At 74.3% G+C, this 22,221-nt stretch carries 16 protein-coding genes; 12 read left to right on the top strand and 4 right to left on the bottom strand.

Translation table 11 applies throughout. The features are described from left to right. Positions 1-95: 95 nt before the first annotated feature. The 3 genes from ACWDD9_RS34385 to ACWDD9_RS34375 form a co-directional block, all read right to left on the bottom strand. Positions 96-1,718 (bottom strand): FAD-dependent oxidoreductase, encoded by a 1,623-nt coding sequence (locus ACWDD9_RS34385; protein WP_449813788.1) that lies wholly within the window; start codon positions 1,716-1,718, stop codon positions 96-98. Between the two features lie 355 nt (positions 1,719-2,073). Then, the gene (locus tag ACWDD9_RS34380; RefSeq protein WP_198959396.1) at positions 2,074-3,693 is read right to left on the bottom strand and encodes an alpha/beta hydrolase; all 1,620 of its coding nucleotides are present in this window, start codon (positions 3,691-3,693) and stop codon (positions 2,074-2,076) included. A 407-nt stretch (positions 3,694-4,100) separates the two neighbouring features. Next, entirely contained in the window at positions 4,101-4,706 is a 606-nt protein-coding gene (locus tag ACWDD9_RS34375) for a TetR/AcrR family transcriptional regulator (protein ID WP_449813787.1), read from the bottom strand. 200 nt (positions 4,707-4,906) lie between these two features. On the opposite strand from ACWDD9_RS34375, the gene ACWDD9_RS34370 reads away from it, so the two are divergent. The 9 genes from ACWDD9_RS34370 to ACWDD9_RS34330 all read left to right on the top strand — a co-directional run bounded on the left by ACWDD9_RS34370 (position 4,907) and on the right by ACWDD9_RS34330 (position 17,523). Continuing rightward, positions 4,907-6,172, top strand: a complete 1,266-nt coding sequence (locus tag ACWDD9_RS34370; RefSeq protein ID WP_449813786.1) for an FAD-dependent monooxygenase — start codon at positions 4,907-4,909, stop codon at positions 6,170-6,172. A gap of 57 nt (positions 6,173-6,229) precedes the next feature. Beyond that, entirely contained in the window at positions 6,230-6,751 is a 522-nt protein-coding gene (locus ACWDD9_RS34365) for a MarR family winged helix-turn-helix transcriptional regulator (protein ID WP_375874967.1), read from the top strand. 113 nt (positions 6,752-6,864) lie between these two features. Next, on the top strand, positions 6,865-7,353 hold the full coding sequence (locus ACWDD9_RS34360; protein WP_449813785.1) for a hypothetical protein: 489 nt from the start codon (positions 6,865-6,867) through the stop codon (positions 7,351-7,353). Beyond that, positions 7,350-8,216, top strand: a complete 867-nt coding sequence (locus ACWDD9_RS34355) for an NmrA family NAD(P)-binding protein (protein ID WP_416875055.1) — start codon at positions 7,350-7,352, stop codon at positions 8,214-8,216. Before ACWDD9_RS34360 ends, ACWDD9_RS34355 begins: the two co-directional genes overlap by 4 nt. A gap of 390 nt (positions 8,217-8,606) precedes the next feature. Next, positions 8,607-12,569, top strand: coding sequence for a Pls/PosA family non-ribosomal peptide synthetase (locus tag ACWDD9_RS34350; RefSeq protein ID WP_449813784.1), 3,963 nt, complete (start codon positions 8,607-8,609; stop codon positions 12,567-12,569). Between the two features lie 47 nt (positions 12,570-12,616). Next, positions 12,617-13,942: a M1 family metallopeptidase gene (locus ACWDD9_RS34345; protein ID WP_049658093.1), complete on the top strand. Its 1,326-nt coding sequence runs from the start codon at positions 12,617-12,619 to the stop codon at positions 13,940-13,942. Between the two features lie 141 nt (positions 13,943-14,083). Continuing rightward, entirely contained in the window at positions 14,084-15,463 is a 1,380-nt protein-coding gene (locus ACWDD9_RS34340) for a serine hydrolase domain-containing protein (protein WP_449813783.1), read from the top strand. Positions 15,464-15,868: 405 nt separating this feature from the next. Then, a complete protein-coding gene (locus ACWDD9_RS34335) occupies positions 15,869-16,705 on the top strand; it encodes a GNAT family N-acetyltransferase (RefSeq protein ID WP_449813782.1) in 837 nt (278 codons plus the stop codon). Continuing rightward, the gene (locus tag ACWDD9_RS34330; RefSeq protein ID WP_107418798.1) at positions 16,702-17,523 is read left to right on the top strand and encodes a lysophospholipid acyltransferase family protein; all 822 of its coding nucleotides are present in this window, start codon (positions 16,702-16,704) and stop codon (positions 17,521-17,523) included. Before ACWDD9_RS34335 ends, ACWDD9_RS34330 begins: the two co-directional genes overlap by 4 nt. 96 nt (positions 17,524-17,619) lie before the next feature. On the opposite strand, the gene ACWDD9_RS34325 is transcribed toward ACWDD9_RS34330, so the two are convergent. After that, positions 17,620-19,185, bottom strand: a complete 1,566-nt coding sequence (locus tag ACWDD9_RS34325; RefSeq protein WP_449813781.1) for an MFS transporter — start codon at positions 19,183-19,185, stop codon at positions 17,620-17,622. A 124-nt stretch (positions 19,186-19,309) separates the two neighbouring features. Here ACWDD9_RS34325 and ACWDD9_RS34320 point away from each other — a divergent pair, with 124 nt between their 5' ends. The 3 genes from ACWDD9_RS34320 to ACWDD9_RS34310 all read left to right on the top strand — a co-directional run bounded on the left by ACWDD9_RS34320 (position 19,310) and on the right by ACWDD9_RS34310 (position 22,171). Further along, positions 19,310-20,008 carry a TetR/AcrR family transcriptional regulator gene (locus tag ACWDD9_RS34320; protein WP_074003603.1) on the top strand — a complete coding sequence of 233 codons (699 nt, stop codon included), beginning with the start codon at positions 19,310-19,312 and terminating at the stop codon, positions 20,006-20,008. Between the two features lie 129 nt (positions 20,009-20,137). Further along, positions 20,138-21,100, top strand: coding sequence for a prolyl aminopeptidase (gene pip / locus ACWDD9_RS34315; protein WP_375874976.1), 963 nt, complete (start codon positions 20,138-20,140; stop codon positions 21,098-21,100). Positions 21,101-21,172: 72 nt separating this feature from the next. Next, a complete protein-coding gene (locus ACWDD9_RS34310; RefSeq protein WP_049654556.1) occupies positions 21,173-22,171 on the top strand; it encodes a YdcF family protein in 999 nt (332 codons plus the stop codon). Positions 22,172-22,221 lie beyond the last annotated feature (50 nt).

Raw genomic sequence — 22,221 nt, 5'->3', positions numbered from 1 at the left:
CCCGGTGTGCGCTACGGGTGCGCGTGACCGGACTGCTCTACGGGGGTGGGGATGCGGGGTGCCTCCCCGCCCCCGTGGGGCGCCGGCGCTCGGACTCAGGGCCCGGCCGGGATGATCGATTGGGCGTGGTGGAACACCTCCTCCCCGTCCCAGTAGGCCTTGGTGCGTTGCAGCCGTGGGTAGTTGCCCTTGTAGTAGAGGCGCGGGTAGTCCGGGTCGGGCTGGTCGGCGGTGCCCAGGTCGGTGTCCGGGTAGTTGACGTAGGCACCGTCCGTCGCGGTGTCGACCTCCGGGACACCGCCCGTCTCCCGGTAGACGTCGCGGTACAGCCCGCTCAGGTAGGCGAGGTGCTCCTCGTCCTCGGCCGGGTCCGTCCAGTGCGTCTGGTACTGCAGCTTCATGATCGAGTCGCGCTGCGGGACGGCCGTCTCCTCGGGGCGGCGGGCGTTGATCCGGCAGCCGTAGGAGTCGATCTGGACCACCGTGTTCGAGAGGTCCGCCCCCTCGACGTCCCGCGTCAGCCAGTCCCAGAAGGCGGCGATCTGCGCCGGGGCGAACGGCTCCCGGTGGTAGGCCGACTTGTGCTTGCCCCGCTCGTTGTCTCCCGAGGGGTTGAGCGTCATGGTCGCCTGGAACCAGGGCATCCGGCGCCGCTTGTCCGGGTAGGGCAGGAACAGCCCGCCGGCCGAGCGGGTCTGCACCACCGCGCGCGTCGTCATCCCCTGTTCGACGGCGGCCACGAAGGCGTCGAGCGGGGCCGGGTCCGCTCCGTCCCACTGGCTGAACAGGACGACGTTCCCGTTGGAGTGGTGGGTGAGCTTGAGGATGGCGAACAGCCCCTGGTACACCGCCTCCCGCGGGCCGCTGTGCTCGGCCATGAAAGCGCCGAAGTTCGCCACCAGGGTCTCGAAGTCGGCCGGCCGCCGGAGCAGTTCGGCCCAGGGCCAGGCCACGCTGCTCAGCCAGACCCGGGGCGGCGGCTGGGGCACGTCCGACGCGAAGTGGTACCGCAGCACCACCCCGAAGTTCCCGCCCCCGCCGCCGGTGTGGGCCCAGAAGAGGTCCTGCTCGGGCGAGCCCGGCGCGTCCTCGCGGTGCGCCTTCGTCACCACCGCCCGGCCGCCCCGGACGGTGACCACGTCGACCTGGACGAGGTGGTCGACGGTGAGCCCGTGCCGCCGGGAGAGCAGGCCGTACCCGCCGCCGCAGACGTGCCCGCCCGCGCCGACCGAGTAGCAGGACCCGGCGGGCAGGGTGACGGCGTACTCGCGGAACAGCGTGGTGTAGACGTCCCAGTTGGTCGCGCCGCCGTCGACGCCGTAGGTGGGCCGGCCGAACTTGTCGGTCGAGGCGGCGGTGCCGCGCATCATGCCGAGGTCGAGGATGACGCCCTGGTCGTTGTCGACGAAACCCTCGTAGCAGTGCCCGCCGCCGCGGACCGTCGGCCGTAGCCCGGCGTCGAGCGCGCGGTTCACCTCGGCGACCGCGTCGGCCTCGTCGCCCACCAGCCGGATGTAGGCGGGACTGCTGCTCCACCGCTGGTTGAAGCCCTGGGCGAGGGTCTGGTAGCGGGGGTCACCGGGGAGCACCGACCGCCCCTTCGGCAGCTCCCGGCGCGCGCCCTCGGCCGCCGCCGCGCCCGTGGAAGCGGCGGTGATCCCGGCGGCCGCCGCGCCGACACCGCCCAGGAATCCCCGCCGGGAGAATTCGTACCGCATGTTCCGTCCCCACTTTCCCGAGTCCGAGAGAAGCCGGCGGCCCGCACGCTAACACGGATATCCGGCCACGGGAATCGGTTAATGGAAAGTGTGACAGTACGTCATTCCTGCTGGTCCAGCCTGGTCTTGACCGTCACCTTGACGCCGGAATCCCATTGTCAGTGGCATGGGCTATGGTCGCCGACGAATCGCAGGAATCCGCTCCACGGGAGGTTCGATGACGATCCGTCTCCGTGTTCTCCGGGCCCTCCCGGCCCTCCGGGAACTCGCCCGGAAAACACGGTCGTGGTGGCCGGCTGCACCGCCGACCACCACGACCGTCAAACCCTCCCCCGGATCACCGGGGGCCGTTCCGTCAGACCGCCGGGAAGATCTCCGCGTCCGGCTTCAGCAGCTGGCCGGCCGCCGGCGCGGTGCCGTCGACCAGGTAGCGGGTGACCATCTTGTTCAGCGCCTGGCTGCGGCCGACCGCGCAGTGCTCGATCGAGTCGACACTGACCAGCACCGCGTTGCCCAGCTCCTGCTGCATCCGCTGGGCGAACTTGTACTGGGTGGCCGGGTCGTAGAGGTTGCCGATCACCATCACGGTGTTGGAGGTCTTCTTGTTCCACGGGCCGGAGAAGCGCTCGGCGTCCCGGGCCGGGGCCGGCCAGCTCGCGCACGCGGGCGCGTCGAAGGCCTGGTAGCGGCCGAAGGTCGGCATCTCCTTCTCCCAGGCCTTGGCCGCGTTCGCGAACACCCGGTCGTTGGAGGGGTACGGCTTGTCCTGGCAGTTGACAGCCATGTAGGAGTCGTCCGCGGTGTACTCGGAGTCAACCGGGGCCTCCCGCAGCGCCGTCCGCGGGACGTCCACCGAGAGCAGGTTGGCGTCCTCGTCCGAGACGTTCGCCTGCGGGGCCAGCAGGGCGGCCGCGGCCGGCTTCTGGAACACCTGGTAGGTCGCCTGGAGGGACTTGGCCAGCGGGGCCAGCTTGGCCTGCGAGTACAGGGCGCTGGCCACCTCGCCAGTGAAGCTGCTCAGCGTCACCTTGGAGCCGTTCGGCAGCGTGATCGGGCTGGTCCGCAGGTGGTCGCGGAGCTGGTCGAACTTGGCCCGGGTGTCGCCCTCGCCGAAGGCGCAGCGCGGGGCGCCGGCGGTCTGGCAGCGCTTGAGGAACTCGTCCAGGGCCAGCTCGAAGCCGTTCGCCCGCTGGCGGTCGTACTCCAGGCCGTTGTGCAGGCGCAGGTTCGGGTCGACGTTGCCGTCGACGATGATCGCGCGGACCTTGTTCGGGTACATGTTGGCGTACGTCGAACCGATCAGGGTGCCGTAGGAGAACCCGGCGAAGGTGAGCTGGGCGTCACCGACGGCGCGGCGCATCCGGTCGAGGTCGCGCACCACGTTAATGGTCGACATGTGCTCGATCAGCGGGCCGGCGTTCTTGCTGCACGCGTCGGTGTAGTCCTGGTCCGCGTCCAGCGTCTCGTTGATCTCGGCCTTGGTGACCGGCACGCCGACCATGCGGTTGGTGACCGCGTCGGCGTCCTCCTGGGTCTTGAAGCACTTGAGCGGGTTGCTCCGGGCCACGCCGCGCGGGTCGAAGCCGACCAGGTCGAACTTCGACTGCACCTCGGTGCCGAAGCGGGCGGTGGTCGCCCACAGGTAGCCACTGCCGCCCGGGCCGCCCGGGTTGAGGAACAGCGAGCCGATCCGCTTCGACGGGTCGCTCGCCCGCCGCCGCATCATCGCGATGCCGACCTTCTCGCCCGACGGCTTGTCGTAGTCCAGCGGCACGGGGTAGACGGCACAGTCGTAGATGCCGGGGTCCGGCTTGGTCGGGTCGGGGTTGCACGGCGTCCAGGCGACGGGATCGACCTTCGCCTCGGCCAGGCTCGGGGTCTGGTCAATAGGCGCTGCCGAAGCGGCGGCGGCGGTGCCGGTGACAAGTGCGAGAGCGCAGGTGACCGCTCCGGCCAGCGTGGATATGCGGGACAAGGAACCTCCTCCGTACTGAAAGGGCGGCCCCAGCCTGTCAGTCGGAGATCTCCGTGGGAAGACCTGGGAGCGGCGTAAATCATCCACCCGTCATGTGACACATCGCGAAATATTCTGTGAATGAACCAACTTGACGGTTGATTGACCTGAGATTTCGTCATCCCGCGTTGCCGATCGACCGTCGGTCGTCCGGGTTCGGTGGGGGCGGGCGGCGTCCGGCGGGGGGCCTACGCAGTCGACCGAGGGCGCGGATTTCCCGCGCGGCCGAACACCCAGGGGCTCCCGCTATTGCGCGTTCGGCATCGAGGGCGCGGCGCTCCCCGCCGGTGCTCGGCGGCCCGTGGAGGGAAGATCGTCCCGCTCCTCGCCGGCGCGACCCCGCGCGACCCTGCGAAGAGCGGCACGCCTCAACTCGCGGCCGCTCCCCGCAGGGCGGCCGCCACCAGTCCCTGGATCGCGTCGGCACCGGGCTCGCCGCCGCCCACCAGGTGCTCGAAGACCAGACCGTCGACGCAGGCCAGCAGTGTGGCGGTCCGCCCGTCGGGATCGGTCACGCCCTGGTCGGCGAGGAACGCGCGGACGGCGGCGCGCCCGGCGTTCTCCCGCGGGACGAGGATCTCGCGCAGTTCGGGATCGCGCACACTCTCCACCGCGCAGGCGTACCGGGCCAGCGAGCGCCGCCGCCCGTCGCCGGACAGTCGTTGCCGCATCAACTCGGCGATGCCGTCGGCCAGTTCCTCCGACGAACGGACCGGCACCCGCTCCCCCATGGCGTGCAGCTCGCCCTGGTCCAGCTCCACCAGCCGCCGCACCAGTGCGGTGAGCAGGGCCTGCCTGGTCCGCAGGTAGGCCGAGGTGGTTCCGACCGGCAGCCCGGCCGCCGCGTCGACCGCCCGGTGGGTCAGTCCGCGCACCCCGAGGTCGGCCAGCACCCCGATCGCGGCGTCCGCCAACACCGTCCGGCGGTCCGGCCGCCCCGCATCGTCCCGCTTCTGGTCCTCGTGTCGCCGCATCCCTCCTTTCTACCGGGGCCGCGGCACCCGGCGCGCACCACCTCGGTCCGAGCCGACCGCCGACCGCCACCCCACCACCCCGAACCGCCCTGGCGGACCCCGGCGGCCCCGCCCCCACCCCCGTCCACCTGCCGACAGCCCCGTAGTACGCTCCTTCTACAGATGTAGAAAGCAGCGCGGCAACACGGGAAGGACCGGGCATGAGCAGCAGCAGCGCGGTGGTGGTCGGGGGCGGCATCGGCGGACTGGCGGCCGCGATCGGGCTCCGACTGGCGGGGTGGGACGTGACCGTGGTCGAGCGGGCGGCCGTCCTGGACGATGCGGGCGCCGGCATCTCGCTGGCCGCCAACGGGATGCGCGCGCTCGCCGCCCTGGGGGTCGGCGAGGCGGTCGAGGCGGCCGCCCGCCGCCAGTACACCGGCGGCACCCGGACGCCGGATGGCCGCCGGCTCGCCGCGATGGACGGTGCGGCACTGGAACGCGAGCTGGGCGCCCCGATCGTCGGGATCCCCCGCGCTGCTCTGCACCGCATCCTGCGCGAGGCGCTGCCCGCCGAGTCCCTGATCGTCGGCGCCGAGGTGACCGAGCTGGACACCACCCGGCCATTCCGGGTCCGGGTCGGGTTCGGCGGCACCACCCCGGCGACCGACACCCAGCAGGCCAACCCCCGGCAGACCGACCCCCGGCACGCCGACCCCCAGCACTCCGACCGCCCGAAGGCCGACTTCCTGGAGGCCGACCTCCTGGTCGCGGCCGACGGCCTCAACAGCCGGCTCCGGCGCCGCCTCTTCCCCGACCACCCCGGGCCGGTCTACAGCGGCTCGACGGTGCTCCGGGCGATCACCGAGCGCCCGGTCGACGGACTGAGGGCCGACTTCGAGATCACCTGGGGACACGGCGCCGAGTTCGGCCACATCGCCTTCCCGGACGGCACCGCCGAGTGGCACGCGGTCCTGAACGCCCCGGCCGGGGTCCGCTACCGGGACCCGCTGGCCGAGGTCCGCCGCCGCTTCGCGCCCTGGCACGAGCCGATCCCCTCGCTGCTGGCCACGACCCGGCCGGAGGCCGTGCTGCACCACGACATCAACGAGCTGACCACCCCGCTGCCCTCCTACGTCTCGGGGCGGGTCGCACTGCTCGGCGACGCGGCGCACGCCATGACGCCCCACCTCGGCCAGGGCGCCTGCCAGGCCCTGGAGGACGCGGTGACCCTGGCGGCGGCGCTCGCCGAGGCCCGGACGGTCGAGGGCGCGCTCGCCCGGTACGACGCGGCCCGCCGTCCGCGCAGCCAGACCGTGGCCCGGGACGCCCGCCGGGCCGGCCGGATGGGCCAGCAGCTCGCCCACCCCCTGGCGGTCGGCCTGCGCAACGCCGCGATCCGGCTCACCCCGCCCGGCGCGATGGTCCGGACCGTCCTGCGGCACGCCGACTGGACGCCGCCGCGGATCGCTCCGCGTGCCGCCTAGGCACAAGCCCATGGTCCCGCTTGACGCGGAATCAAGTTAGGCGCCATATTACTTCTCGTGACCCAGTACTCCGAGGGCGGTCCCACCGCCCCCAGCCTCGACCAGGCGCGCCGCCAGATCGCCCGCTACGGCCTCTCGGCCGATCCGCAGGCGATTCTGGTCGCGACCCGGCTGATGGCGGCGGGCGCCCGAATCAACCAGGCCGGCGAGGTGCACTTCGGCCGCTTCGGCCTCTCCACCGGCCGCTACCGACTGCTGGCGGACCTGGAGGACCACGGCGGCGAGAAGTCGCCCTCCCAGCTCGCGGCGAGTCTCGGCGTCTCCCGGGCGACGGTGACCGGCCTGGTCGACGGCCTGGAGCGGGAGGGCCTGGTGGCCCGCCGACCGTCCACCGAGGACGGCCGCGGCAACGTGGTGATCCTCACCGCGCGGGGCGCCGACCGCCTGCGGGAGCTGGCGCCCGAGCACTTCGCCCGGATGCAGGCGCTGGTCGGGGGGCTCTCCACCGAGGAGCGCGCCACCTTCCTGGACCTGCTGGGCCGGGTGGTCGCGGGCATGGACGCGCTCACCGAGGACTGATCCGCACCCAGGCGGGCCGCCGTTCGGCGGCCCGCCCCCCTCAGCCCCAATAGTTAGGTACCTAAGCACAAATACTTAGGTACCTAACTACTAACGAAAGGACATCCGCTCCGATGAGCAAGAAGGCCCCCGGCGCTCCCCCGCCCTTCGTCCTGTGGCGCGAGGTCCTGCTCGCCTACGCCATGCCCGCCGCCATGGCCGGGGCCGGCGGAGCCATCACCGGCCAACCCCAGCTGGTGGCCGCCGCGCTCACCACCATCGGCGGCACCTCCGCCCTGGTGGCCGCCGCCCTCGGCGCCGCACTGCGCCGCCGCCCCGTCCGCACCCGGCCCGCCCGGACCCCGCGCGCCCTCGCGGCCGCCGCCCTCGGCCTGGCCGGAGCCGCGCTCGGCCTGGCCGTCGGCCTCGCCGCCGCCCACTGGCTGCCGCAGGTCCCCCGGCTGGCCGACAGCCCGTGGCCGCACCGGCTCCCCATCGACCTGCCGGTCTCCTCGGCGATCGCCGCCACCATCACCACCTGGCACTGGCGCGGCAGCCGCCCGGCCCGCACGGCACAGCACCGACTCCCCACCGCACCCCTCCCCGAAAGGCAGACGTCATGATCGTCATCATGGGCGCCGGTGGCGCCACCGGCGGCGCCACCCTGCGCAGCCTCGCCGCCCTCGGCGCACCGAGCCGCGCCCTCAGCCGCGAGCCCGCCCGACTGGCCGCCGCACTCGACGAGCGCACCCTCGCCCGCACGGCCACCCTCCCGGCGGACGCCGCCGACCCGGCCTCCCTGCGCGCGGCCTTCCACGGCGCGCACCAGCTCTTCCTCACCATGGCCAACGGCCCGCAGCAGGTCCGGTACGAGCTGAACGCGATCGAGGCGGCGGTCGACTGCGGCGTGGAGCACATCGTCAAGGTCTCCGCGCCCGCCGCCGAGCCGGACTCCCCCGTCGCCGTCTCCCGCGGCCACCACCTGATCGAGGAGCGGCTGCGCTCCTCCGGCATCACCACCACCGTCCTGCGGCCGTACGCGTTCATGCAGAAGCTGCTGCTCCTGGCGCCCGGCATCGCCGCCGCCGGGATGGTGCACGGCGCACTGGGACAGGCGCGCTGCAACTACGTGGACGCCCGGGACATCGGGGACGCGGCGGCCGAGGTGCTCACCCGCCCCGAGCTCGCCGGTGGCACCTATCCGCTCACCGGCGGGCGGGCCTACAGCTACCCGGAGCTCACCGCGCTGCTGGGCGAGCTGCTCGGCCGGCCGGTCCGCTACCTCGACCTGGGCCCGTCCGAGCTGCACGCCCACCTGGTCGGGCGGGCCGGGATGCCGGACTGGCTGGCCACCCACGTGGTGGAGATCCAGCAGCTCGCGGTGGTCCGCAAGGAGACGCCGGACGACACCTTCCTCCGCCTCGCCGGACGCGCTCCGCGCACCCTGGAGGCCTTCCTCGGCGAGAACCTGCACCGGTTCCGCTGACCGCCGGGCCGTACGGCGGGCCGGGACCGGACCGAAGGGGCCGAGCTCGAAACCCGGCCCGCCGACGGCCCGCCACCCGAAGGGAGCAGCATTCGCTGTGGCGTGGATCACGGTCGAAGAATCGACCTGACGATCCGTCAATTTCACTGACACCTCGTCACATGGGTTCCAACGGGGCTCAGTTATTGACTGATGAAGCGTCAGATTCGGCCACTCCGGCGCCAGTTGGGCCGTGCGTCCGCTCCTGCCGGGTCGCCGCGCCGGGGCTACCATCGGTCGGGTTGTCCGCTCCGGCCCCGGAGTGGGGTCACCCGATCAGGCGGTGCCCCCACCGCCCCAGGGGCCGGGCATCGGTCGGAACGGGGCGAGGACGAGGAGCGCACGGCTGCCATGACAGCTGAACCGAGCCACCCGGAGCAGTACCCCACGCCACCGCAGGATCCGACGCCCCGCGCCGAACCCGTCCAGGGGTCCACGCCCCACGCCGAGCCCGCCCAGGCGCCGGTGCCGCAGGCCGAACCGGCCCTCGCCCTGTTCCCCGGCCGCCCGGCCGCCGCCCCGCGCACCCTGGTCGACGTGCTGGACGCCACCGTGTCCGCCCACCCCGACGAGCCCGCCCTGGACGACGGGCGCACCGTGCTCAGCTACCGCGCGCTGGCCGCCGAGGTCGAGCAGCTGCGCCGCCGGTTGGCCGCCGCCGGGATCGGCCCGGGCGACCGGGTCGGCGTGCGCGTGCCCTCCGGCACCAACGACCTGTACGTCTCGATCCTCGCGGTGCTCGCCGCCGGGGCCGCCTACGTCCCGGTGGACGCCGAGGACCCGGACGAGCGCGCCGAGCTGGTCTTCGGCGAGGCCGCCGTCGCCGCCGTGCTCGGCGCCGGACGCGGCCTGGCGACCACCGGCGAGCGCGCTCCCGCCCTGGAGCGCCGCCCCACCCCCGCCGACGACGCCTGGATCATCTTCACCTCCGGGTCGACCGGCAAGCCGAAGGGCGTGGCCGTCACCCACCACAACGCCGCCGCCTTCGTGGACGCCGAGGCCGCGCTCTTCCTCCAGGAGGAGCCGATCGGCCCCGGCGACCGGGTGATGGCCGGCCTCTCGGTGGCCTTCGACGCCTCCTGCGAGGAGATGTGGCTGGCCTGGCGGCACGGCGCCTGCCTGGTGCCGGTCCCCCGCTCCCAGGTGCGCAGCGGCGCCGACCTCGGCCCGTGGCTGGCCGAGCAGGAGATCACCGTGGTCTCCACCGTCCCGACCCTGGCCGCGCTGTGGCCGGCCGAGGCCCTCAACGAGGTGCGGCTGCTGATCTTCGGCGGCGAGGCCTGCCCGCCCGAGCTGGTGCAGCGCCTGGTCACCGAGGGCCGCGAGCTGTGGAACACCTACGGCCCCACCGAGGCCACCGTGGTCGCCTGCGCCGCCCTGCTGACCGGCGAGGGCCCGGTGCGGATCGGCCTGCCGCTGGACGGCTGGGACCTCGCCGTGGTGGACGAGGCCGGCCTGCCGGTCGCCCCCGGCGGCACCGGGCAGCTGGTGATCGGCGGGGTGGGCCTGGCCCGCTACCTCGACCCGGAGAAGGACGCCGAGAAGTACGCGCCGCTGCCCTCGCTGGGCTGGGAGCGCGCCTACCGCAGCGGCGACCTGGTCCAGGCGGACCCGGCCGGCCTGCTGTTCCTCGGCCGCACCGACGAGCAGATCAAGCTGGGCGGCCGCCGGATCGAGCTCGGCGAGGTCGACGCGGCCCTGCAGGCCCTGCCCGGCGTGGCGGGCGCGGCGGCCGCCGTCCGGACCGCGCGCGGCGGCAACCAGCTGCTGGTCGGCTACCTGGTGGTCCAGGACGGCTTCGACCGCGAGCAGGCCGTCGAGCGGCTGCGCGCCGAGCTGCCCGCCGCCCTCGTGCCGCTGCTGGCGACCGTCGAGGCCCTGCCCACCCGGACCTCCGGCAAGGTCGACCGGGCCGCCCTGCCCTGGCCGCTGCCCGAGCTGGAGAACGCGGGCCCCGGCGAGGAGCTGTACGGCACCGAGGCCTGGCTGGCCGAGCAGTGGTCGGAGATCCTCGGCGTGCGGGTCGGCGGCCCGCGCGACGACTTCTTCGCGATCGGCGGCGGCAGCCTGGCCGCCGCCCGGCTGACCACCCTGCTGCGCACCCGCTACCCGAGCGCGGCCGTGCTGGACATCTACCAGCACCCGACGCTGCGCAAGCTCGCCCGGCACCTGGAGCGCTCCGCCGGCGAGAGCGCCGAGGCCCGTACCGTCGCCCTGGTGCCGACCAGGGCCAAGCTGCTCCAGCTGCTCCTGCTGGTCCCGCTGTTCACCGTCGTCGGCCTGCGCTGGACGGTCGCCCTGCTGGCCGCCGGGAACCTGCTGACCCACCTCGGCGACTACCCGTGGGCGCCCACCGCCTCCTGGTGGTGGGTCGGCGCGGGCGCGCTCGCGCTGTACACCCCGGCGGGCCGGCTGGCCGTCGCGGCGGGCGGCGCCCGGCTGCTGCTGCGCGGGGTGCGCCCGGGCAGCCACCCGCGCGGCGGCTCCGTCCACCTGCGGCTGTGGACCGCCGAGCGGCTCGCCGAGCTGAGCGGCGCGGACTCGCTGTCCGGCGCCTGGCTGACGCGCTACGCCCGGGCGCTGGGCGCCAAGGTCGGGCCCGAGGTGGACCTGCACTCGCTGCCGCCGGTCACCGGGATGCTGAAGCTGGGCCGCGGCTGCGCGGTCGAGGCCGAGGTGGACCTGTGCGGCTACTGGCTGGACGGCGACCGGCTGCTGATCGGCCAGGTCAAGATCGGCTCCGGTGCCGTGGTCGGCACCCGGTCGACGCTGCTGCCCGGCGCCCGGGTCGGCAAGCGCGCCCAGGTGGCGGCCGGCTCCAGCGTCACCGGGCAGGTGCCGACCGGCCAGCGCTGGGGCGGCGCGCCCGCCGTCAAGCTGGGCCGCACCGAACGCGCCTGGCCCAAGGAGCGCCCCGCCCGCCGGGCCCGCTGGGCCTCGCTGTACGGCGCCAGCGGTGCCGTGCTCGGCCTGCTCCCGGCGCTGCCGGCGCTCGCCGCGCTGGCCGTGCTGTCCCGGTTCGTCGACCAGGGCGCGGCGCTCGGCCCGGCGCTCGGCGGCGCGCTGCTCGGCCTGCTGCCCGCCACGCTGGCGTTCGGCGCGGTGTACGCGACGCAGCTGGTGGTGCTGGTCCGGCTGCTGAGCACCGGCCTGGTGCCCGGGACGCACCCGCTGCACGGCCGGGTGGGCTGGCAGGCGTGGACCGTCACCCAGCTGATGGACCGGGCCCGCGAGGTGCTGTTCCCGCTCTACGCCGGGCTGGTCACGCCGCTGTGGCTGCGCACCCTCGGGATGCGGGTCGGCCGGGGCGCGGAGGTGTCCACGGTGCTGGCGCTGCCCAGCCTGACCACGGTCGGCGACGGCGCGTTCCTGGCCGACGACACCCTGATCGCCCCGTACGAACTGGGCGGCGGCTGGGTGCGGCTCGGCGAGGCGAAGGTCGGCGAGCGGGCGTTCCTCGGCAACTCGGGGATGACCGCGCCGGGCCGCTCGGTGCCCAAGCGCGGCCTGGTGGGCGTACTGTCGGCGACGCCGGCGAAGGCGAAGAAGGGCGGCTCGTACCTGGGCATGCCGCCGATGCGGCTGCCGCGCTCGGCGGACCTGGCCGACCAGAGCCTGACCTACGAGCCGCCGGCCCGGCTGCTGTGGGCGCGCGGCCTGGTCGAGGTGGCCCGGCTGGTGCCGGTGCTGGCCTCGGCGGCGCTGGGCCTGCTGACCGCGGCGGCGCTGTCCTGGCTGGCGGCCGGCTCGCCGCTGACCGCCGCGCTGCTGTCGGGCCTGGTGCTGCTGGCGGCCGGCGCGCTGGCCTGCCTGGTCTCGGCCGCCGCCAAGTGGCTGCTGGTCGGGCGGTTCCGGGCGGTGGAGCACCCGCTGTGGAGCGGCTTCGTGTGGCGCAACGAGCTGGCGGACACCTTCGTGGAGATGCTGGCGGTGCCGTGGCTGGTCGGCGCGGTGCCGGGCACCCCGGTGCTGAACCTGTGGCTGCGCTCGATCGGCGCGCACGTCGGGCACGGGGTCTGGTGCGAGAGCTACTGGCTGCCGGAGGCGGACCTGGTCACCCTCGGCGACGGGGTCACCATCAACCGGGGCTGCGTGGTGCAGACGCACCTCTTCCACGACCGGATCATGCGGATGGATACTGTGGTCCTCCGCGAGGGCGCCACCCTGGGCCCGGGCGGCATCGTGCTGCCCGGCAGCACGGTGGGCGCGCGCAGCACGCTGGGCCCGGCCTCGCTGGTGATGCGCGCCGAGTCCGTCCCCGCCGACACGCGGTGGCTGGGCAACCCGATCGAGGCGTGGCAGAGCACGCCGTGACCACCTCCCCGTCCCCCCGTCCCGGCCCGCAGGAAGCGCACGTCCCCGTGAAGCCCAAGCACGTCCCGGCGGCCGCCGGCGCCCCGGACCCGTACTTCCCGAACAGCGGCGACCACCGCTACCGGGTGCACCGCTACGAGCTGGCGCTGGACTACCGGCCCGGGCCCAACCGGCTGGCCGGCTCGGCCCGGCTGAGCGCGGTCGCGGACGCGGCGCTGGCCGAGTTCGCGCTCGACCTGGCCGAGTTCCGGATCGGCCGGGTGCTGGTCGACGGCAAGGCCGCCCGCTACACCCACCGCGGCGGCAAGCTGCGGATCCGCCCCGCCAGGGCGCTCGCGCCGGGCGCGGCGTTCACCGTCGAGGTGCACTACGCGGGCAACCCGCGCCCGGTGCGCAGCCCGTGGGGCGGCCTGGGCTGGGAGGAGCTGACCGAGGGCGCGCTGGTGGCGAGCCAGCCGGTCGGCGCGCCGTCCTGGTTCCCGTGCAACGACCGCCCCGCCGACAAGGCGACCTACCAGCTGGCGGTCACCACGCCGTCCCCGTTCACGGTGGTGGCGAGCGGCCGGCTGCTGACCCGCACCACCCGGGCGTCCAGCACCACCTGGGTGTACGAGCAGAGCGCGCCGACCCCGACGTACCTGGTGACGGTGTCGATCGGGCACTACCGGCCGGTGCCGCTGGCGGTGCGCCCGGCGGTGCCGCAGACCGGCTACGTGCCGGAGCGGCTGGCCGCCGCCTTCGCCCGGGACTTCGCCCGGCAGCCGGAGATGGCGGCGTACTTCGGCGAGGTCTTCGGCCCGTACCCGTTCGGCGAGTACGCGGTGGTCGTCGCGGACGAGGAGCTGGACGTCCCGGTGGAGGCGCAGGGCGTCGCCACCTTCGGCACCAACCACCTCGGCGGCGGCTGGGAGCGCGAGCGGCTGATCGCCCACGAGCTGGCCCACCAGTGGTTCGGCAACAGCGTCACCATCGCCGACTGGCGGCACATCTGGCTCAACGAGGGCTTCGCCAAGTACGCGGAGTGGCTCTGGTCCGAGCACGCCGGCGGCCCGGGCGCGGCCGTGCACGCCGCCGCCGCGCACCGGCTGCTGGCCGGGCTGCCGCAGGACCTGACGCTCGGCGACCCGGGCCGCAGGCTGATGTTCGACGACCGGCTGTACCAGCGCGGCGGGCTGGTGGTGCACGCGCTGCGGCGGGCGCTCGGCGACGACGCGTTCTTCGCGATGCTGCGGGACTGGACGGGCGCCAACCGGCACGGCGTGGTCGCCACCGCCGACCTGCGCGCGCACGCCGCCCGGTACACCGCCGCGCCGCTCGGCCCGCTCTTCGAGGCCTGGCTGGAGCGGCCGGAACTGCCGCCGCTGCCGGGCTGATCCGGCGCCCGGGCCCGGCCTGATCCGGTCACCGGGCCCGGGCGCGGGTGGTCACCGGGCCCGGGCGCGGGGTTATTGGGTCGGCGTCGCGGCCGGGCTGGACTACTGTCCGTGCACATGTCGATGAGTCCAGAAGCCCACATGACCGACCTCCCCTCCGAGCTGCTGCCCGCCACCCGCCGCGCCCTGCTGCACCGGCTCGCCGTCGCCCAGGCCGAGGGGCGCACGCCCTCGATGGTCGCCGGGGTGCTGCGCGACGGGCGGCCGGTGTGGAGCGGCGCCCGCAGCATGGTCGACGGGCACGCGCCGACCCCGGACGTCCAGTACCGGATCGGCTCGCTCACCAAGACCTTCGTCGCCGTGCTGGTGATGCGGCTGCGCGACGAGGGCCTGCTCGACCTCGCCGACCCGCTCTCCCGCCACCTGCCCGGCACCCCCGCCGACGACGCGACCGTCGCCCAACTGCTCGCGCACTCCTCCGGCCTGACCGCCGAGACCCCCGGCCCGTGGTGGGAGCGGACCGAGGGCTCGCTGCGGCCCGGCCTCGACGACGTCCTGGAGGCCGACCGGCCGCTGAAGCACCCCGCCGGGCGGGTGCACCACTACTCCAACCCCGGCTACGCGCTGCTCGGCGCCCTGGTCGCGAAGCTGCGCGGCGAGCCCTGGGGCGAGGTACTGCGCCGCGAGGTGCTGGCCCCGCTCGGCATGGACCGCACCACGCTGCTGCCCGAGCACCCGCACGCCGGGGGCTTCGCCGTCCACCCCTGGGCCGACGTCATGCTGCCCGAGCCGCTCACCGACACCGGGCTGATGGCGCCGGCCGGCCAACTCTGGTCCACCATCGCCGACCTGGCCCGCTGGGCGGCCTTCCTGACGGCCGGCGACGACAAGGTGCTGTCCGCCGACACCGTCGCCGAGATGCGCCGCCCGGCCGTCGCCCCGGACGACGCCGAGTGGACCAGCGGCTACGGCCTCGGCCTGCAACTGCGCCGCGACGAGGGCCGGCTGCTGTACGGGCACACCGGCTCGATGCCCGGCTTCACCGCGGGCCTGTGGATCAGCGAGGCTGACGGCCTGGCCGCGTACGCCCTCTCCAATGCCACCAGCGGCGCCAGCGCCGCGTCGCTGGCCGCCGAGTTGATCGCGCTCACCGCCGACCTGGAGCCCCGGCTGCCCGAACCGTGGCGCCCGCTCGCCGAGGTGGACGCGGAGCTGCTGGAGCTCACCGGCCCCTGGTACTGGGGCGCCGCGCCGGCCGCCCTGCGGCTGCGGCCCGGGCGGGTGCTGGAGCTCACCCCGCTCACCGGCCGCGGCCGGGGCTCGCGCTTCCGGCCCGAGGCGGACGGCACCTGGACCGGTGTGGAGAACTACTACGCGGGCGAGACCCTGCGGGTGGTCCGCCACCCCGACGGCACGGTCAGCCACCTCGACGTCGGCTCCTTCGTCTACACCCGCGAGCCGTACGGCCCGGCCGGCGCCGTCCCGGGCGGGGTCGACCCGGAGGGCTGGCGGGCGTTCTGAGCGGCGCGCCGCTCTCCTCACGACAGCGGCACGTCGGATCGTCACGACGACGACGTGACGCGAGCGGCGTGACGGCGCGATCGTGACGACAGCGGCGTGACAGCAGCCGCGTGACGACCGCGGGGTCGCGACAACGGGGGCGTGCGGTGCGGCCGTACGCCCCCGTGGTGCGTGTTGTCCACCCCCCGCGAACGAGCGCCCGGTGCCGGGCAGATGACCGCCGGGCCACGGGTGGTGCCATTCAACAGGTGCACATCTGCGGTCCTCCGGGCCGCAACATGAATGCCAACCGATTCGGAGAGAAACACGGGGACCGGTTCGCGTCCATGCCCAACCGCCTGCGGACCGGGACGGTGCCCTGGTGATCCACGGCACCGCCGATCGTGCTGCCCTGGAGGGTCCGCCATGACCACCGTCCCCACGTACGCTCCGTCCGCAGTCACCACCACCCACGACGCCCCGGCGGTCCCCGCGCCCCGCCCCCACCGGCCCGCCGCCCCGGCCTCGTACACCGTCTCCCTCGCCCGCGACGAGGACGACGTGCGCGCCGCCCAGCGGCTGCGCCACCAGGTCTTCGGCACCGAGCTGGGCGCCGAACTGCACAGCCCGGTCGCGGGCCTGGACGTCGACCCCTTCGACGAGTTCTGCGACCACCTGCTGGTCCGCGAGGGCGAGCAGGGCGCCGTCGTCGGCACCTACCGGCTGCTGCGCCCCGAGGCCGCGCGCCGGGCCGGACGGCTGTACTCCGACGGCGAGTTCGACCTCTCCGCGCTCGCGCCGGTCCGCCCCGGCCTGGTCGAGCTCGGGCGCTCCTGCATCCACCCGGACCACCGGGGCAACGGCGCCGTCATCAACCTGATGTGGGGCGGCATCGCGCGCTACCTGGCCGACACCGGCAACACCTGGGTCGGCGGCTGCTGCTCGATCGAGCTGGCGGACGGCGGCGCCACCGCGGCCCGGGTCTGGGACACCGTCAGCGCCAAGCACCTGGCGCCCGAAGAGTACCGGGTCACCCCGCACCGTCCCTGGGACGCCACCGGGGTGGCGCGCGCCGAGCGGGGCGCGCTGCCGGCCCTGCTCCGCGGCTACCTGCGGCTCGGCGCCTGGGTCTGCGGCGCGCCCGCGTACGACCCGGACTTCGACTGCGCCGACCTGTACGTGCTGCTGTCGCTGGAGCGCACCGACCCGCGCTACCTGCGGCACTTCCTGTCCGGCGGACCCGCCTCGGGCGCCTCGTCGTGAGCGTCTGGCTGCCCACCGCGACCTGCCGGCCCGAGACCTGCCTGGCCGACGTCCCGCCGAGGGTCTCCCACCCCCGGCGGGCGCTGCGGCTGACGGCCTGTCTGGCGGCGGTGCTGGCCGGGGTCGTGCTCCTCCCGCCGGTCCGGCTGCTCCCGGACCGCGCCCGGAACCGGCTGGCCCGGCTCTGGGCCCGGGTCGTGCTGCGCACCCTCGGGGTGACGGTCCACCTCGCCGGGCCCGACGGCTGGGGGCCCGGCGCGGACGGCGGGGTGCTGGTGGTGGCCAACCACGTGTCCTGGCTGGACATACCGCTGCTCGCCGCCGGGCGGCCGGGCCGGTCGCTGGCCAAGACCGAGGTCCGGAAGTGGCCGGTGCTCGGACCGCTGATCGCCTTGGGCGGCACCGTCTTCCTGGACCGCGACCGGCTGCGGACGCTGCCGGACACCGTCGCGACGGTGGCCGAGGTGCTGCGCTCCGGCCACCCGGTGATCGTCTTCCCGGAGGGGTCGACCTGGTGCGGGCGGGAGAGCGGCCGGTTCCGGCCCGCGCTGTTCCAGGCGGCGGTGGAGGCGGGTGCCGACGTCCAGCCGGTGACGATCCGCTACCGGCTGGCGGACGGACGGCCGACCAGCGTGCCCGCCTTCATCGGGGACGACGGGCTGCTCACCTCGCTCGCCCGGGTGGTCGCGGCCCGCGGGCTGGTCGCCGACGTGACCTTCCTGCCGCCGATACCACCGCCCGGGCCCCGGCCCGGGCGGGCGGGCGCCCGGCGCGAACTGGCCCGCACGGCGCAGGCGGCGGTGGAAGGGATCCGCTGACCTCGCGCGACCTCCTGTGACCTCGCGCGACCTCCTGTGACCTCGCGCAACCTCCCGCGACCTCCTGACAGCACCTCACCGGTCGGTCCCGGCGGCTCAGGCGACGCCCGCCCCGGCCAGGTCCTCCGGCTGCGGCTCTTCGGAGGCCGCTGGGGCGAGCGGGCGGGCCCGGCCGACCAGGACGGCGACCAGGACCGCGGTGACGGCGAGCGCGGCCGAGCCGCAGCGCAGCGCGAGGTGGATGCCGTCGACGAAGGCCCCGTCCACCGCCTGGCGCACCGGCTCGGGCAGTGCGCCGGCCGCGCCGCCACCGCCGTGGGCCGCGCTGGTCGGCGCGTCCGCGATCGGGCCGACGGCCTCCGGCGGGACGCCGAGCCGGTGCAGGGCCGAGGTCAGCCCGTCGGTCATCCGGTTGGTCAGGACGGCGCCGAGCACCGCGATCCCGAGCACGCCGCCGAGTTCGCGCAGGGTGTTGACGGTCGCCGAGGCCATCCCGGTCTGCGCCGGGGCGACCCGCTGGAGCACCGCGACCGAGACCGGGGTGAAGGTCAGCCCCATGCCGAAGCCCATCGTGAACAGCGTCCACAGGTACTCCGGGTAGCGGGCGTGGTCGCCGTACAGCGACAGCCCGCCGAGACCGAGCGCGCACAGCGCGAGGCCCAGCACCATCGGCGGCCGGGGGCCGTAGCGGGCGGCGAACCGGCCGGACAGCGGCCCGGCGACCACCAGCATCGCGGTCATCGCCAGCCCGGCGTACCCCGCGCCGGACGGGGACCAGCCGAGCACGCCCTGCATCATCAGCGGCAGGAAGAACAGCGCCCCGAACATCCCGAAGCTCACCATGAACCCGCTGAGCAGCGCACCGCTCAACGCGCCGTCCCGGAACAGCCGCAGCTCCAGCATCGGCTCGGCCAGGCGCAGTTCGAGCAGCAGGAAGGCGGCCAGCAGGACGGCGGCGGCAGCGCCGCAGCCGGTCACCCGGGGGTCGGTCCAGCCTCGCGTGGGGCCCTCGATCAAGGCGTAGACGAGCAGGCCGAGGCCCGCCGCCGAGAGCGCGAACCCGCCGAAGTCGATCCGCCGGGCGCGCGGCGGGATCTCCGGGAGGACCTTGGCGGCGAGCAGGACGCCGGCCACGCCGATCGGCACATTGATCCAGAACACGCTGGCCCAACCGAAGTGTTCGACCAGCGGGCCGCCGATCACCGGGCCGATCGAGAGGCCGATCGCGGACACCCCGGACCACACGCCGATCGCCTTGGCCCGCTCGCGCTCGTCGGTGAACACGTGCCCCAGCAGGGTCAGGCTGCCGGGGGTGAGCAGCGCGGCCCCGACCCCCTGGACCATCCGGCCCGCGACCAGCACGCCGATCGTTCCGGCGAGCGCGGCCACGGCGGAGCCGAGCGTGAACAGGCCGAGCCCCAGTACGAACATCCGGGTACGGCCGTGGCGGTCGCCCAGCGCGCCGCCGGTCAGGACGAGTGCGGCGTAGATCAGGCTGTAGCCCTCCGCGACCCACTGGAGACCGCTGATCCCGGCGTCCAGCTCCTGCCCGATGCGGGGCAGGGCGACATTGACGACGACGTTGTCCAGCATGGCCATGAACATGGCGATGCAGAGCGTGAGCAGCGCGAGCCGTTTGCGGCGGGCGCTCGACTTCTCCATGGGTTCCCTTCCGATCATGAGCCCCTAACAGTGTTAGGGGTCGGCGTGACAGCCACAGAGTGCACCTAACGGTGTTAGATTGCAAGCGGGAATCGACCGCACCACCGGAGGCGTCCGCACAGCCATGCCGCAGAACCACACCGACACACCCGGAACCGACGACGCGACACCCGCCCTGACCAGGGAGGCCCTCGCCCAGGCCGCACTGCGCGTCCTGGAACGGGACGGCCTGGCCGGGCTGTCCATGCGCAAGGTCGCCGCCGAGGTCGGCGTCAAGGCGGCCTCGCTGTACTGGCACGTCCGCAACAAACAGGAACTCCTCGACCTGCTCACCGACGCGGTGATGGGCTCCGCCGAGCCCCCGCCGCGCGAGGGCGACTGGCGCGAACAGTTCCACGCGTACTGCTGGCGCTACCGCCGCCTGCTGCTCGGCACCCGGGACGCGGCCAAGGTCGTCGCCGGCCGGCTCGCCCCCGGACCCAACCTGCTCGGACTCATGGAGGACCAGCTGGACCGGCTCCGCGCGGCCGGCTTCACCGACGCCGACGCCGCCATGGCCAGCTACCTGCTCGGCGCCTTCGTCCAGGGCTTCGTGCTCCAGGAGCAGTCGCCGATCTCGGCCTCCGAGGTCCTCGGCACCAGCCGCCGGGACATCGCCGACGCCGCCGGAGACCTGTTCCGCGCCCTGCCCGCCGAGACCTTCCCCAACCTGGTCGACCTCGCCGACGACCTCACCGAGCCGAACATGGACGCCCGCTTCGAGTTCGGCGTCCAGCGGATCCTCGACGGCCTCGCGGCCCTGCTGCCGCCGGAGCGGCGCTGAGCCCAGGGCCCGGGGCCGGTCCTCCCCGTCCCGGGCCTCCATCCACGCCGCCTCCTCGGGCCGGACCCCGGCCTCCGGCAACGGGTAGGCTCACCGGGCCCCGCCCGTACGACCACGGAGGAGTCACCGATGCCCGAGCCGTACCCCCTCTACGAACCCTACGCACAAGGCCTGTTGGACGTCGGCGACGGTCAGCTGATCCACTGGAACGCCTCCGGCGACCCGGCCGGCAGGCCGGCCGTGGTGGTGCACGGCGGGCCCGGCTCCGGCCACAGCCCGGGCGCCCGACGGTACTTCGACCCGGAGCGCTACCACCTCGTCCAGTTCGACCAGCGCGGCTGCGGGCTCAGCCGGCCGCACGCCGCCGACCCGTCGACCAGCCTGGAACACAACACCACGGCGCACCTGATCGCCGACATGGAGCGGCTGCGCGAGCACCTCGGCATCGACAAGTGGCTGCTGTACGGCGGCTCGTGGGGCTCCACGCTGATCCTCGCGTACGCGCAGGCGCACCCGGAACGGGTCTCCGCGATCGTGATCTGCGGGGTCACCATGACCCGCCCCGAGGAGACCGACTGGCTCTACCGGGGCGTGGGCCGCTTCCTGCCCGGGCCCTGGGAGGAGTTCCGGGACTTCCTTCCGCCCGCCGACCGGGACGGGGACACCGTCGAACTGCTCGCCGCCTACAGCCGGCTGCTCAACAGCGCCGACGAGTCCGTCCGCCGGGCCGCCGCCAACGCCTGGGCCACCTGGGAGGACGCGGTCATCTCCCACGAGTCGCTGGGCAAGCCGAACGCGTACACCGACCGCCCCTCCGAGGCGCTGATGGGCTTCACCCGGATCACCGCCCACTACTTCTCGCACCAGGCCTTCCTGCCGGACGGCCAACTGCTGCGCGACGCCGGACGGCTGGCCGGAATCCCCGGCGAGCTGATCCACGGCCGACTGGACCTCGGCGGACCGCTCGCCACCGCCTGGCAGCTGGCCAAGGCCTGGCCGGACGCGCGGCTCACGGTCATCGACGAGTCCGGGCACACGGGGAGTCCGCGGATGCGGGAGGCAGTCCTGGCCGCGATCGAACGCTTCGCCTGAGCGCTCCGCAGCCCTGGGGTCGGGCCGTTCCGGCCAACGGCCCGGCCCTACGGCGACCGTAGAATACGGCGCATGATCGCCTATGCCCCAGCCGCCCTGTTCTTCGTCCTGTTCGGACTCGGGGTACTACGCGACCGTCGCCAGTTCAGCAACGCCATCCTGCTCGGCATCGCCGTCTCACTGCTCTCCCTCGCCGTGCTCGCCGAACTGCGCAGAGCCCCCACCCTGGTGGTGGAGATCGCGATGGTGGCGATCTTCCTCCTGCCGACCGTCGGGACCGTGGCCCTGATCTGGTTCCTCATCGCCAACGGCCTGACCATGATCCGCAAGGAGGGCAGACGGCCGGCCAACCTGCTCTCGCTGCTCGCCGGTCTGGGCATCGTCGCCGTCATCCTGATGCTGTTCGTGGCCCTCGCCCTCCGCTCGGCCCGACTGGGCATCGTGGTCGGCACCCTGCTCCTGGTGATCGGCTACGTCTCCTTCCTCTTCACCTGCTTCATCGGCTACGCCTTCCTCTACGGCCGCCACCGGCCCCGCCAGGACGTGGACTTCGTGGTCGTGCTCGGCTCCGGACTGATCGGCGGCGAGCGCGTCCCGCCGCTGCTCGCCAGCCGGCTGAACCGGGGCCGCGAGGTCTACGAGAAGCAGGCCGCCCGCGGCAACCCGCCGGTCCTCATCACCTCCGGCGGCCAGGGGCCGGACGAGAAGCTGCCGGAGTCCCACGCGATGGCCGACTACCTGGTCGAACACGGCTTCCCCGCCGAGCACATCGAGCGGGAGGACCGCTCGCGCACCACCGAGGAGAACCTGCGGTTCAGCAAGGCCATCATGGAACAGGCCAAGCCCGACTACCGCTGCGTCGTGGTCACCAACAACTTCCACGCCTTCCGGGCCGCCCTGCTCGCCCGCGAGACCGGCGTCAACGGCCACGTCTTCGGCTCCCCCACCGCCCGCTACTACTGGCCGAGCGCGACCATCCGCGAGTTCGCCGCGATCTTCCTGTCCCACAAGCTGGTCAACTTCGGCATCTGCGGCCTCATCGCCCTCTGCGGCCTGCTCGGGGCACTCTGAGCGGCTCCTGCCGCTCTGACCTCTCCGGCTGCTCCGACTGCCAGGTTCGG

Source organism: Kitasatospora sp. NPDC001119 (assembly GCF_053598475.1).
The sequence above is the reverse complement of the archived record's forward strand: the minus strand, read 5'-3'. Positions and strand labels throughout refer to the sequence as shown.